Source organism: Rhodovibrio sodomensis (genome assembly GCF_016583645.1).
GTDB lineage: Bacteria > Pseudomonadota > Alphaproteobacteria > Kiloniellales > Rhodovibrionaceae > Rhodovibrio > Rhodovibrio sodomensis.
This window is the reverse complement of the sequence record NZ_NRRL01000011.1, coordinates 1-12,856: the sequence shown is the minus strand read 5'-3', so window position 1 is coordinate 12,856 and position 12,856 is coordinate 1. Positions and strand designations below refer to the sequence as shown.

Annotated in this window: 13 protein-coding genes; 8 read left to right on the top strand and 5 right to left on the bottom strand. The window is 67.0% G+C overall.

Annotation, left to right across the window (positions count from 1 at the left end; translation table 11 throughout):
• Nucleotides 1-104: 104 nt before the first annotated feature.
• Nucleotides 105-653, bottom strand: coding sequence for a hypothetical protein (locus CKO28_RS06855; protein ID WP_200339886.1), 549 nt, complete (start codon nucleotides 651-653; stop codon nucleotides 105-107).
• A 107-nt stretch (nucleotides 654-760) separates the two neighbouring features.
• On the opposite strand from CKO28_RS06855, the gene CKO28_RS06850 reads away from it, so the two are divergent.
• The 7 genes from CKO28_RS06850 to CKO28_RS06820 all read left to right on the top strand — a co-directional run bounded on the left by CKO28_RS06850 (nucleotide 761) and on the right by CKO28_RS06820 (nucleotide 9,435).
• On the top strand, nucleotides 761-2,533 hold the full coding sequence (locus CKO28_RS06850) for a chloride channel protein (RefSeq protein ID WP_200339885.1): 1,773 nt from the start codon (nucleotides 761-763) through the stop codon (nucleotides 2,531-2,533).
• A 191-nt stretch (nucleotides 2,534-2,724) separates the two neighbouring features.
• Nucleotides 2,725-3,936, top strand: coding sequence for an MFS transporter (locus CKO28_RS06845; RefSeq protein ID WP_338050065.1), 1,212 nt, complete (start codon nucleotides 2,725-2,727; stop codon nucleotides 3,934-3,936).
• Between the two features lie 30 nt (nucleotides 3,937-3,966).
• On the top strand, nucleotides 3,967-4,878 hold the full coding sequence (gene rarD, locus CKO28_RS06840) for an EamA family transporter RarD (RefSeq protein ID WP_200339884.1): 912 nt from the start codon (nucleotides 3,967-3,969) through the stop codon (nucleotides 4,876-4,878).
• Nucleotides 4,879-4,918: 40 nt separating this feature from the next.
• Nucleotides 4,919-5,887, top strand: coding sequence for a 1,4-dihydroxy-2-naphthoate polyprenyltransferase (locus CKO28_RS06835; protein ID WP_200339883.1), 969 nt, complete (start codon nucleotides 4,919-4,921; stop codon nucleotides 5,885-5,887).
• Nucleotides 5,888-6,033: 146 nt separating this feature from the next.
• A complete protein-coding gene (locus tag CKO28_RS06830; protein ID WP_200339882.1) occupies nucleotides 6,034-6,831 on the top strand; it encodes a class I SAM-dependent methyltransferase in 798 nt (265 codons plus the stop codon).
• Nucleotides 6,832-7,085: 254 nt separating this feature from the next.
• Complete coding sequence (locus tag CKO28_RS06825; RefSeq protein WP_200339881.1) at nucleotides 7,086-8,570, top strand: SulP family inorganic anion transporter; 1,485 nt, start codon at nucleotides 7,086-7,088, stop codon at nucleotides 8,568-8,570.
• Nucleotides 8,571-8,583: 13 nt separating this feature from the next.
• Nucleotides 8,584-9,435, top strand: coding sequence for a universal stress protein (locus tag CKO28_RS06820; RefSeq protein WP_200339880.1), 852 nt, complete (start codon nucleotides 8,584-8,586; stop codon nucleotides 9,433-9,435).
• A gap of 230 nt (nucleotides 9,436-9,665) precedes the next feature.
• On the opposite strand, the gene CKO28_RS29090 is transcribed toward CKO28_RS06820, so the two are convergent.
• Nucleotides 9,666-10,082 (bottom strand): Fic family protein, encoded by a 417-nt coding sequence (locus CKO28_RS29090; RefSeq protein WP_200339941.1) that lies wholly within the window; start codon nucleotides 10,080-10,082, stop codon nucleotides 9,666-9,668.
• 65 nt (nucleotides 10,083-10,147) lie between these two features.
• On the opposite strand from CKO28_RS29090, the gene CKO28_RS29085 reads away from it, so the two are divergent.
• On the top strand, nucleotides 10,148-10,624 hold the full coding sequence (locus tag CKO28_RS29085; RefSeq protein WP_200339879.1) for a hypothetical protein: 477 nt from the start codon (nucleotides 10,148-10,150) through the stop codon (nucleotides 10,622-10,624).
• A 70-nt stretch (nucleotides 10,625-10,694) separates the two neighbouring features.
• Here the strand turns inward: CKO28_RS29085 and CKO28_RS06805 are convergent, their stop codons facing one another.
• From CKO28_RS06805 to tnpB, 3 genes are all read right to left on the bottom strand, one after another.
• A complete protein-coding gene (locus CKO28_RS06805) occupies nucleotides 10,695-10,868 on the bottom strand; it encodes a hypothetical protein (RefSeq protein ID WP_200339878.1) in 174 nt (57 codons plus the stop codon).
• Between the two features lie 62 nt (nucleotides 10,869-10,930).
• Nucleotides 10,931-12,571 carry an IS66 family transposase gene (tnpC, locus tag CKO28_RS06800; RefSeq protein WP_200339877.1) on the bottom strand — a complete coding sequence of 547 codons (1,641 nt, stop codon included), beginning with the start codon at nucleotides 12,569-12,571 and terminating at the stop codon, nucleotides 10,931-10,933.
• A 61-nt stretch (nucleotides 12,572-12,632) separates the two neighbouring features.
• Nucleotides 12,633-12,856, bottom strand: a 224-nt coding sequence (gene tnpB, locus CKO28_RS06795; RefSeq protein ID WP_200339876.1) for an IS66 family insertion sequence element accessory protein TnpB, incomplete at its 5' end; no start/stop codon positions are given.

Below are 12,856 nucleotides of genomic sequence, written 5' to 3'. Positions count from 1 at the left end.
GACGCCGTGCCCGGACCCGTCGGCTCGGCTGGCTGCGTCCGCCGGTTCGGGATGATGAGCGCTGCATTCAGTGCCAAGCAGATCAGGTCCGGTAACGGACGGACTCAACTGCAGCGGTAGGCGAAGCGCAGGCCTTGGGGGAGCCCCTCGATCCGCAGGTAGTGCACCGACTGGCGCGGGGCGACCGGGTCGATGCTGAGCGTGCTGGCGCCCGGGCGCTGGACGGCGATGTGGGCATTCTGGATGGTGTAGAGGGCGTCGCGCGCCGGTGCCGACGGCAGACGTACGCTGCCTTCGAGAAAGCGTACGGCGGGCGTGCAGGGCTCGGGCGCGAAGCTGTCGTCGACGTACTGGCGGGTTTCGTACAGCCGCCAGCGCCCGTGCAGGAACACCGGCGGCGCGGCGCGCCAGTCGTCGAAGCCGCGCAGTCGGGCGAACGCCGCAAGATAGGCGTCGAAGCCCTCCTCCCGCTTCAATACCTCCAGATACGCCTGCGGGTCCTCGGCGCGCAACTCTTCCAGCCGCTGCGCCGCCTGCCGTTCCGCCGACAGCATCAGCGGCACGTACACCGTGAGCGCCAGCGCAACCAAAAGCGCGACGCGCAGCGTGATCCGGTACCGGCCGGCCAGATTGCGTAGGCGCTGCAAGGTCATAGGTCGTCTCCTGCCGGGCATATGGTCCCGACAGCTATGCGGTGCGCACAGGCCACCTTTCGAACGGGTGACAAGCGCGTCGGTTAACCGTTAGGCAGAGCGCCAATATGGTCGATCAAAACGATGGGACACGCCAAGTCGGCCTGGTCACGCTGACCGGGCTCGCCCTCCTCGTCGGCGTGGTGACGGGGCTCGGGGCCCTCGCCTTTCGGGTGCTGATCGCGGTCCTGCACAACATCTTCTTCGCCGGCACGCTGGACATCACCTACGACGCCGAGGCGCTGATCCCGCTCGGCCCGTGGGGGCCGTTCGTCATCCTGGTCCCGGTCATCGGCGGCATGGGCGTGGTCTGGCTGACCCAGACGTTCGCCCCGGAGGCGCGCGGACACGGCGTGCCCGAAGTGATGGACGCAATCTATCACCGGGAAGGCCAGATCCGGCCGGTGGTGGCGATCGCGAAGTCGCTCGCCTCCGCGCTCTCGATCGGTTCGGGCGCGGCCGTCGGGCGCGAGGGCCCGATCATCCAGATCGGCTCGTCGTTCGGCTCCACCATGGGCCAGCTGACCCGACTGCCGACCTGGCAGCGGATCACCCTGCTCGCGGCCGGCGGCGGGGCCGGCATCGCGGCCACCTTCAACACCCCGCTTGGCGGGGTGATGTTCGCGATCGAGCTGATGCTGCCGGAAGTGTCCAGCCGCACCTTCCTGCCGGTGGTGATCGCGACCGCGGCGGCGACCTACATCGGCCGGATCTTCTTCGGCATCGACCCAGCCTTTATCGTCCCGATCGCGCAGGAAACCGCGTTCCAGGCGATCGATCTGAGCGATCTCACCGGCTTTACCCTGCTGGGCCTGCTGTGCGGTCTGGCGTCGTTCGCCTTCATCCGCGTGCTGTCGCTGCTGGAGGACTTTTTCGACCGCTTCTTCAAGAACCACTACCTGCGCCACGCCACCGGCATGCTGATCGTCGGCACGATGATGTACCTGCTGGCGCAGAACTACGGCCACTACTTCATCCAGGGCACCGGCTACGGCACGATCAGCGCGGTGCTGCACAACGAACTGGCGACCTTCCAGCTGATGTCGATCCTGTTCGCGGCCAAGCTGGCGGCGACCACGCTGTCGCTCGGCTCCGGCGCCTCGGGCGGGATCTTCTCGCCATCGCTGTTCATGGGCACGACGCTGGGCGCGGCGCTGGCGATCGCGCTCAATTGGCTGCCCGGCTTCGACGCCTCCCCGCCGGAGTTCGCCATGGTCGGCATGGCGGGTGTTGTCGGCGGCGCCAGCGGCGCGGCCATGACCGCGATCGTCATGGTTTTCGAGATGACCCGCGACTACAACATCATCGTGCCGATGGTGATCGCGGTCGCCCTGTCGATCGGCGTGCGCCGGGCGCTGTCGGCGGAGAACATCTACACGATCAAGCTCGCCTGGCGGGGCAAGCACATTCCCAAGGGCCGGCACACCAACATGTTCCTGGTCCGCCACGCCGCCGAGGTGATGGACGACGCATTCGCCGTGCTGCCTGCCGAGATGACGCTGGAAACCGCGCTGGAGACGCTCGGCTTCGACACCGGCAAGCACTTCATCCTGGTGACCGACGGCGACGCGACGGTCGGCGTGATCCGGGTCAGTCGCATACTGCGCTCCAGCGAGGGCGTGCAGACCGGCGCCACCCTGGGCGAGCTCGCCAGCCGCGCCTGGGTGCTCGCCGAGCGCGACGACATCCTGCACGACGTCCTGCAGCGGATGAGCGAGCGCGACGGCCACTACGCCGTCGTGATGCCGAACGGCCGCACCAAGCCGGAGTCGCGCCACGTCATCGGCATCGTCGGCAAGGACCGGATCGCCGACAGCGTGATGCAGCACTTCCACACCTAGGCCAAGATGCTGAAAGGTGGGCTCACCTTTCAGCGCGCGAGGGATGCATTCACGCTGACGGTCGGGTCGACGATCGAACGCGGCGGCCCGGCTTCGTCAATGCATGCCACCCATGCGCGCGACGGTTAGCCGCGGGCGGCCGGGCGCTTTAGCCTGCGCCCCTGACAGTTTGTTTTGCCGGAGGATCCCCCGTGTCGACAGCCGCGCGTTGGCAGCCGGCGGCGTGGCTCGTGCTTGCCGCCGCGATGGTCGTGATGGGCGTGAACATGGGCGTGCGGCAGACGTTCGGCCTGTTCCTGGAGCCGATGACGGCGGCGCTGGAGATCCCGCGCGGCGGCTTCGCCTTCGCGATCGCCGTGCAGAACCTGCTGTGGGGCTTGCTGCAGCCGGTCTGCGGCGGGCTGGCCGACCGCTATGGCACTGGCCGGCTGCTCGCGCTGGGCGGCGTGCTCTACGCCGGCGGCATCCTGGTGATGGCGGGTGTGCCCACCCCACTCGGCCTGCATCTGGGCGGCGGCATCCTGGTCGGCATGGCGGTCGCGGCCTGCGGCTTCCCGCTGGTCCTTTCGGCCGTCTCGCGGGCCGCGCCGGAAGACCGGCGGTCGACCTGGCTGGGCGTGGCCACGGCCGGCGGCTCGCTCGGCCAGTTCGTGCTGCTGCCGGGCACCCAGGCGGTGATGGGCCTGACCGACTGGCACGGCGGCCTGCTGGCGCTGGCGGCGGTAAGCGCGCTGGTGGTGCCGCTGGCGTTCCTGCTGCGCGGCAAGCCGGCGGCCCGGCAGGCGCACGAGCAGTCGCTGCGCGAGGCGTTCGACGAGGCGATCCGGCACAAGGGCTTCCTGCTGCTGACCGCCGGGTTTTTCGTCTGCGGCTTCCACGTCGCCTTCGTCGCCACCCACTTGCCGGCCTACGTCGCCGGCACCGGGCTGCCGGCGCTGGTCGGCGCGACCGCGCTGTCGCTGGTCGGGCTGTTCAACGTCGTCGGCTCGTTCGCCTGCGGCTGGGCCGGCGGGCGGGTGCGCAAGAAGCACCTGCTGTCCGGTCTCTACATCGCCCGCGCGATCGCGATCGCGGCGATGCTGGCGGCACCCAAGACGGAGGTCACGGTCTACCTGTTCGCCGCCGCCTTCGGGCTGATGTGGCTGGGCACCGTGCCGCTGACTAGCGGACTGGTCGGCCAGATCTTCGGCGCCCGCTACCTCGCCACGCTGTTCGGACTGGTCATGCTGAGCCACCAGGTGGGCGCCTTCTTCGGCGCCTGGCTGGGCGGCCTGCTGTACGACCTGACCGGGTCCTACGACATCGTCTGGGGGCTGGCGATCGCGCTTGGCCTAATCGCGGCGGCGCTGCACGCGCCGATCCCGGACCGGCCGATCGCGCGCGCCCAACCCGCCGCGAGCTGAGCGCGGACAACAAAAAGCAAGAAGGCTTTCATGCGCGACGAGAAACTGGTCGGCGGCGCCTATGCCGCCGCGGCGTTCGGCAGCTGGGGCGTGCTGCCGGTGTACTTCCACGTGCTGAGCCACGTGCCGCCGCTGGAAGTGCTGTCCCACCGGATCGTCTGGTCGGTGGTGCTGCTAGCCGGCCTGCTGACGGTCTTGGGCCGCTGGCGGGCGGTCAAGGCGGCGCTGGCGGACCCGCGCACGCGGCTGATGCTGGCGGGCTCGACGCTGTTCATCTGCGCCAACTGGCTGACCTTCATCTGGGCCGTGTCCGCCGAGCGGGTGATGGAGATCTCGCTCGGCTACTACATCAATCCGCTGGTCAACGTGGTGCTGGGCGTGCTGGTGCTGCGCGAGCGGTTGAGCCCGGCGCAGGGCGTGGCGGTCGGGCTTGCGGCGATCGGCGTCGCCAACCTGGCGTTCCAGACGGCCGGCCTGCCCTGGCCGTCGCTGGTGGTCGCGCTGTCGTTCGGGTTCTACGGCCTGATCCGCAAGACCACCAACGTGGAATCGATCGAGGGGCTGTTCCTGGAAACCCTGATCATGGGGCCGTTCGCGCTGGTGTTTCTGCTCTGGCTGGGCGCGGCCGGGACCGGCAGCTTCACCGCCGCCGGCCCGGGCCAGGCAGTCTTGCTGATGGCGGCCGGCGTGATCACCTCGCTGCCGCTGATCTGGTTCACCTGCGGGGCCCGGCGGATCAGCTACATCGCCGTCGGCTTCTTCCAGTACCTAGCCCCGACCGGGCATTTCCTGCTGGCGGTGTTCGCCTTCGGCGAGCCGTTCTCGGTCGATCACGCGATCACCTTCGCGTTCATCTGGACCGCGCTCGCGGTCTTCTCCGCCGACCGCTGGCGTCAGGCGACGCGCGACCGCCGGGCCCGACGGGCGGCCGCTGCGCACTAGCCGCATTGCATCGGCATTGCGGGTATGGTGTAGCGCGGCCATGAGCGACCCGGCCTCACCCCATCAAGCCGCCGACGCGGGACGCGCCCAGACCGTCTCCCGCCTGCGCGCCTGGCTGATGGCCGCGCGCCCGCAGACCCTGCCGGCCGGCGCCTCGCCGGTGATCGTCGGCACCGGGGCCGCGCTCGGGACCGGGGTATTCCATGCCGGCGCCGCCGTGGCCGCCCTGCTGGGGGCGCTGCTGATCCAGATCGGCACCAATTTCGCCAACGACTACTACGATGCGATCAAGGGCGCCGACACCGACAGCCGCGTCGGCTTCCGGCGGGTGACCTCGGGCGGCCTGATCGACGGGCGAACCGTCTACCGCGCGATGTGGGCGACCTTCGCCGGCGCGGTCGCGGTCGGCTGCTACCTGGTCTGGCTGGGCGGCCTGCCGGTCGTGGCGGTCGGGCTGGGCTCGATCGCCGCCGGAATCGCCTATACCGGCGGGCCGGCCTACGGCTACAAGGGCCTGGGCGACCCGTTCGTGTTCGTGTTCTTCGGCCTGGTCGCGGTCAACGGCACGGTCTACGTCCAGGCCGCCGCGCCGCTGTCCCCGCTGCCGGCCGGCTTGCCGGCCGGCACGCTGTCCTGGCACGCCCTGGTCGCCAGCCTGCCGGCGGCCGGGCTTACCACCTGCATGCTGGTGATCAACAACATCCGCGACGCCGACGGCGACCGCGACGCGGGCAAGCGCACGCTTGTGGTGCGCTTCGGCCGCCCCGCGGCACGGGTCGAGTTCCTGGGCCTGCTGGCGCTGGCCTACGGCGTGCCGGCGGTCATGGCCGTGGCCGACGGCGCCTGGCCAAGGCTGCTGCCGCTCGCGACCCTGCCGCTCGCCGCGGCCGTCGTGCGCACGCTCTACACCACGACGGACGGTCCAACCCTGAACCGCACCCTGGCCCGCTGCGGCAAACTGATGCTCGTCCACAGCCTGTTGTTCGCGGCCGGCCTCGCGGTCAGCTGAGCCGCGCGTCCCGCCTAAGGGTCGAGCAGTGGAAGGCGCTGGACGGTCGCGAGGCAGGCGGCCAAGACCCCTGCGCCGGCCTTGCTGCTCCATAGCGTAAATGACTATACCACGGCGACGATGTGCAGTTGATCCGGAGTTTTTCGTTGGCCGATATCAGGACCCATGCAAGGACCTGCCCGAATTGCGATGCCGACCGGCCGCAGACGCTGCCGCGCTACGACCATGGCATGTGGAGAATGGTGCGCTGCGCGAACTGCGCCTTCGTCTACGTGCCGGAAGCCCCGGATTACGAAGAGCTGGCGGAGAACCTAGCCTGGGAGAAGACGGCGACAGCCGAGAAAAAGCGGCGGGAAAAGCGGTGGCCGCGCGGCCGGGCGTTGGTGAAGACGATCAAGCGACAGTTCGCATTCGCCCGCCACGACCAGAACGACCTTCTGCGGCGGGTCCTGCCCGAGGGCCATGTCCTCGATGTCGGTTGCGGCGAGGGCCGGGTGCCGGAACCGTTCGTGCCGTACGGCATCGAAATCTCCGAGGGCCTGTGGCGACGGGCGGACGAAAAAATGCGGGCGCGCGGTGGGCACGCGGTGAACGCGTCCGCCCTGGCGGGCCTCGCGGCGTTCGACGACGGGGCGTTCGACGGCATCATCATGCGCTCCTACCTGGAGCATGAAGACCGCCCGCGCGAGGTGCTTCACCGAGCCATCACAAAACTGAGGCCGGGCGGCGTCCTGTTCGTGCGCGTCCCGAACTTCGGGTCACTCAACGCCCGGCTCCTCGGACCGCGCTGGTGCGGGATCCGCCTCCCCGATCATCTAAACTATTTTACCAACGCACATTTGCGCGCGATGTCCGAAGGTGCGGGCTATCGCTACCGTCTCTTGAACCGCATCACCCTGCCGACGGACGACAACATCAAAGCCTTGCTGATACGCGCCGCTTAGCGGGCAGCAAGCCACGATCTGGGCTGGGGCGCAGGCCACGCGTGTGCTTGGAAATTTCGGATTGAAATTAAACGCCGATCAACTAGGCTGGGCGCTGGTATTGTGAGGTTGGTGCGTCCGTCTGACCGAAGCAGGCGGGTCCGCACACGTCCGTCCCGCCCGATTTAAGCCGGCGGCCGCGCGTTCGCTTGACCATCCGAATCTGGAAAACATGACACGTCGGGCCCGGACGGCCGGACGCAGACGGGATTTTTATGCTTAACTTTCACGCCTACCGCGATCAGTGGTCCGGCAATATCCGAGGTGATCTGCTGTCCGGAATTGTCGTCGCTCTGGCGCTGATACCCGAAGCTATCGCCTTCTCAATCATCGCCGGGGTCGATCCGAAAGTTGGGCTCTACGGCGCCTTCTCGATCGCCGTCGTGACGGCCATCGCGGGCGGGCGGCCGGGCATGATCTCCGCTGCAACGGCGGCCACGGCCGTCTTGATGGTGACGCTGGTGAAGGATCACGGCCTGCAGTACCTGCTGGCCACGACCGTGCTCGCCGGGCTGATGCAAATCGCCGCGGGTGCCGCAGGTCTCGGCAAACTGATGCGGTTCGTTTCGCGCTCGGTCATGACCGGCTTCGTCAACGCGCTGGCGATCCTGATTTTTCTCGCACAGGTGCCGGAACTGGTCGGCGTCCCGTGGCTGACTTACCCGCTGGTGCTGGGCGGCCTGGCGATCGTCTACCTGTTCCCCCTGGTTACCAAAGCGGTTCCGGCACCGCTGGTTGCCATCATCGCCCTCACCGTCCTGGTGATCGCGTTCGGTTGGGACGTGCGGACCGTCGGCGACATGGGCGCGCTGCCGGACACCCTGCCGATGTTCCTGCTGCCCGATATCCCGCTGACCCTGGAAACACTGACGATCATCCTCCCCTACGCTGCGGCGGTCGCGGTGGTCGGGCTGCTGGAAAGCCTGATGACGCAGAACATCGTCGACGAGCTGACCGACACCCCATCGGATCGCAACCGGGAGTGCCTCGGCCAGGGCCTCGCCAACACGGCGACCGGCTTCATCGGCGGCATGGCGGGATGCGCCATGATCGGTCAGTCGATCATCAACATCAAGTCGGGCGGGCGCGGCCGCCTCTCGTGCTTCGCTGCCGGGGGCTATCTGCTGTTCATGGTCGTGGTGTTGGGCGATCTGGTCGCGCGGATCCCGATGGCCGCGCTGGTGGCGATCATGATCATGGTCGCGATCGGCACCTTCTCCTGGTCGTCGGTCAAGCAGTTGCGCACCCATCCGCTGTCATCCTCGGTCGTCATGCTGGCGACAGTGGTCGTGGTTGTGGTGACGCATAACCTCGCGATCGGGGTGCTGGTTGGTGTGCTCCTGTCGGGCATCTTCTTCGCCAGCAAGATCGCCCAGATTTTCCGGGTCACCACCACCCTGTCCGAGGATGGCCGGACCCGCACCTATGCGGTGGAAGGCCAGTTGTTCTTCGCATCGGCCGAGGACTTCATGCAGGCGTTCGACTTCAAGGAGGCGGTCGAGCGCGTCGTGATCGACGTAAGCCACGCCCACATCTGGGACGTGTCCTCGGTTGCCGCCCTCGATATGGCCGTTGTGAAGTTCCGGCGCGATGGGGCCGAGGTCGAGCTCGTCGGTATGAACGAAGCCTCCGAAACGATCGTCGACCGTCTAGCGATCCATGATAAGCCGGACGCGATGGAAAGACTGATGGGCCATTGAGGAAGCAGGCATCATGACACAGAAGCTGATCGCGTTAGTGGACGGCTCCCCTTATTCCAGAAGCGTGTGCGATGCCGCGGCCTGGATCGCCCAACGTGCCGGGCTCGCCGTCGAGTTGATGCACGTTCTCGGCAGACGGGAGGGCGGCAAGGGCTCTGACCTCTCGGGATCGATTGCGCTGGGCGCCCGGAGTGCGCTCCTGCGCAACTTGACGGAACTCGACGAGCAGCGCGCCAAGCTCGCCGCGCAGCACGGCCGCGCGATCCTCGAGGACGCGCTGGCGCTGCTCAAGAGCGCCGGCGTCGACGCGACGCCCCACCTGCGCCACGGGGACGTCGTCGAAGCGATCACCGAGAAGGAAGCCGGGAGCGATCTGGTCGTGGTCGGCAAGCGCGGTGAAGCGGCTGCATCCCCGAATGTTCACCTGGGCTCGCACCTGGAACGGGCGATGCGATCCGTCAGCAAGCCGTTGTTCGTTGCCGCCGAGACCTTTCATCCGATCGAGCGGGTTCTGGTCGCCTACGACGGGAGCCCGAGCGCCATGCGGGCGGTGGATTATCTGGCCCGCAGCCCGGTCTACGCCGGGCTAAAGACGACCGTCGTGACCTTCGGGGAGGACACGGAGGCGAACCACAAGCTCCTGGACCCCGCGAAGGCGGTGCTCGCCGGGGCCGGGATCGAAGCGGCCACCGAGGTCCGAGCGGGACAACCCGACCAGGCCCTGGGCGGACTGGTCGCCGAGGACGCGTTCGATCACCTGGTCATGGGGTCCTCCGGCCACACCCGGTTTCGCGCCTTTTTCGCCGGCTCCACCACGATGGAAATGCTGCGGGTCTGCCCGGTCCCCATCCTGCTCGTCAAATGAGCCGCCGTCACCGAACACCTCCGAGACCAATCGCCGGTTGGCTCTAACGGCGTACAGAAAGTGTGGGCGGTGAGCCGCTGACCGCTGGAAAGGGTTTTGTGTCGTTGCTTTGTGATGCCGATCGGCGCCACGACCGCTTGCCGAGCCACAGCAATGTGGGGCGAAGCGTGGGCGCGGGCGCTGGTCAGGGGTTATAGGCGTGGCCGTAACGACTGGTAACGTCCGCCGCCTCAAACGTCTTGTACGCCTCGTGCATCGTGGAGGACGCTGTAGAGCTGTTCGGCGAGCAGCTGTTCCATCAGTTGCTCCATGGCGCTTACGTCCACCACCCCTTGCGCTGCGGCCTCGTCGGCAGCGTCGAGGGCATGGAAGTATGGGCCTCGATCCTCGGAAATTTGCAGGGGGATCGTTCGATTACCGGGTATTCGGTAACCCAGCTTTACTGATAGGACTATGTAAGAAACCGCACGTGATGTTCGGCCATTGCCATCCGCAAACGGATGGATCCAGTTTAACCGCCACATAACATACGCAGCCAGATGAACCACAGCAGCGGTTTCCCAATTGTCATTCACATAGTCGCACATGTCCTCAACGAGTTCCGGGACCATGTGGGCTGGCGGCGGCTGGTGCTTGCTATCCTCTATTTCGACGCCCCAGGCCGAAAGTTGCCTGCGTAAGCACTTATACCTTCCAGCGCGATTCGTTGAAGATGGAGGATTTGAGAAGGCCGAAGGCGAAAGGGTCGCTCGTCGTCCAGATAATAATCGATTATTTCAACGGCAGCATCAAATTGCCGCAAACCATTTCTGGCTTCGGCTTCAGCTCGCTCTTGTGGGTCCTGAATGATATCGGCGGACAGCGCCTTACTATGGCGCCGCCCGCCGTTTTCACTGTCTTCTCGGGCCATCAGCCCTTAGTTGGACTTTTCGCTGTTAAGCGCTTCCGCCTGCGCATCAACGGTAGCCCGCGTGATACGCTCGTTCTCTACCCGCGTGATACGCTCGTTCTCTATATGTGTGTTCCCGTAGGCGAAAGTGCGGCGCTGCTCTTCGCGGTCCTCATCGGTCATCCGCACCGACCGCCCCTTTTCGACCAAGGCACGGAGACGGTTGGTCATGGCTCCCCTCGTGGTCGCGTAGTGCAGTTGTGTTCGCTGGCCTTCCGTTTCACCGGTCTGAGGGCCTAACAATTAATGTGGCGTTTACCACGGTCGGGAAAAGCCGCGTGGCGTCACCGTAAGAAGGTATCCGCAAAAATCAACGTACACAATGGACGTCTAAAATCGGACGGTTCAAGCCGATCACCATCAGGCGCGGCGACTGATGAGCCTCCCTAACATGGAAGTCGGCGATCATTTGCCCGCTGGTCGCCCAGGGCGCTCCGGTCGCGACGTCGGCCGCGGTCACGTGGAGGTACTGGATCAGGTTCATGGTCGCTCGATCGTAAGCGTGCGGCGAGGACTGCGGTCAGCGGCTTTGACGCGGGACCGGTTCTATGAGCGGCGCGGCGGGAGCTCGATGCGCCAGGGGAGCAACTCGTCGATCCGGTTGATCGGGTGATCGGCGATCCGGGACAACACGGCCGTCATATAGGCCATCGGATCGATACCGTTCAGCTTCGCCGTCTCGATCAGCGTGTAGAACTTCGCGGCCCGGTGCCCGCCGGCCTCCGAACCGGCGAATAACCAGTTTTTTCTGCCCAGGACCAGGGGCTTGATGCCACGCTCCGCGGCGTTGTTACTGATCTCCAGATGCCCGTCGTCGACGAACCGGGTGAGCGCCGTCCAGCGGACCTTCGCGTAGCGCAGCGCGTCCGCCAGCTTGCTTTTACTCGGGAGCTTGCGCAGGCCCGTTTCGATGTAGGTCCAGAATGCGTCCAGGACCGGCTTGCTCTCCCGTTGGCGCACGGCGCGGCGCCGGTCGGGCGGCGCGCCGACGATGGCGCGCTCGATGTCGAACAACTGTCCGATCAGCTCCAGGCCCTGCCGGGTGAGCGCGGTCTCCTGGGTGGCGTGGACGTCGTGGATCTTGCGGCGGACGTGCGCCATGCAGGCGACCTCGACGATCGCCGGCGGCGCGCTGCCGCTGGCCTGGTAGAGCTGGTTGAACCCCGTGTAGCCGTCGGCGTGCATCGCGCCCTTGAAACCGGCGAGTTCCGTGCGCGGATGCTCGCCCTTCCGGTCCGGGGTGTAGCGGTACAAGGCGGCCGGCGCGGCCTCGCCGGCGTGCGGGCGCTCGTCGCGCAGGTAGATCCACTGATGACCGGTCTTCGTGCGGCCGCGGCCGGGATCGAGCGTGGGCGCCGGCGTGTCGTCGACGTGGATGTGGTCGCCCGCCATCACGTGCTTGCCCGCCGCCTCGACCAGCGCGTCGATCAGTTCGGCGATCTTGCCCAGCCAGCCGGCCATCAACGCCCGCGTCAGGGTGACGCCGGCGCGGGCGTAGATCTGCTCCTGCCGGTACAAGGGCAAATGGTCGCAAAACTTGCTGACGATGATCTGGGCCAGCAGTTCCGGCGAGGGCATCCCGCGCACGATCGGCAGCGAGGGCATGGGCGCCTGCACCATCGTCTCGCAGCAGCGGCAGGACTTCGCCGGCCGGATGTTCTGGATGACCTCGAACCGGCCCGGCACGTAGGTCAGCACCTCGGTCTCCGTCTCACCGACCTTGCGCAGGTCGCCGCCGCATTCGCCGCAGGTGTCGCCGGGATCGTGCACGACGGGCTTGCGCGGCAGATGCTCGGGGAACCGACGGGGGCCGCGTGAGGCCGGCTTGGCCGGCTTCGCGTCGCGCGGCTTGTCGGTTTCCGTGTCGTCTCCTGCTTTGGGGGCCGTCTCGCCGGGCGCCACCTCGTCGACGCTCTGATCGCCGGCGGTCTCCGCTTCCAGGTCCTCGATCAGCAGTTCCATCTGCTTGATCTCGCGCTCCAGGCGCTCGGAGGACCGGCCGAACTTCATACGCTTCAGCCGGGCGAGCTCGATCTTGAGCTTCTCCAGCTCCAGGACCTTGACCTTGAGACCCTCCTTGGCGGCCGTCAGCTCGGCGTCCTTCGCCGCCAACGCCGCCTCGTTCGCGACGATCAGCGCGTGCAACTCGGCGACGTTGGTGGGCAGATCGGCGGGGGTCAGCGGCATGATTTAGAGTACCGCAAACCCCGCCGAAACACCATCAAAAAGCGCCGGAAACTGCCAAAAATCAGCCGACGCGCTGGGGCTGCCAGGTGCGCTGCGGCGACCGCCAGTCGATCCCCTCCAGTAGCATCGCCAGCTGGGCGGGCGTGAGGTGAACGACCCCCTCGCGCGCGCCCGGCCAGACGAAACGCCCCCGCTCCAGGCGCTTGGCGTACAGGCAGAACCCGTCGCCGTCGTATCGCAACAGCTTGATCAAATCGCCCTTGCGGCCCCGAAAGCAGAAAACGT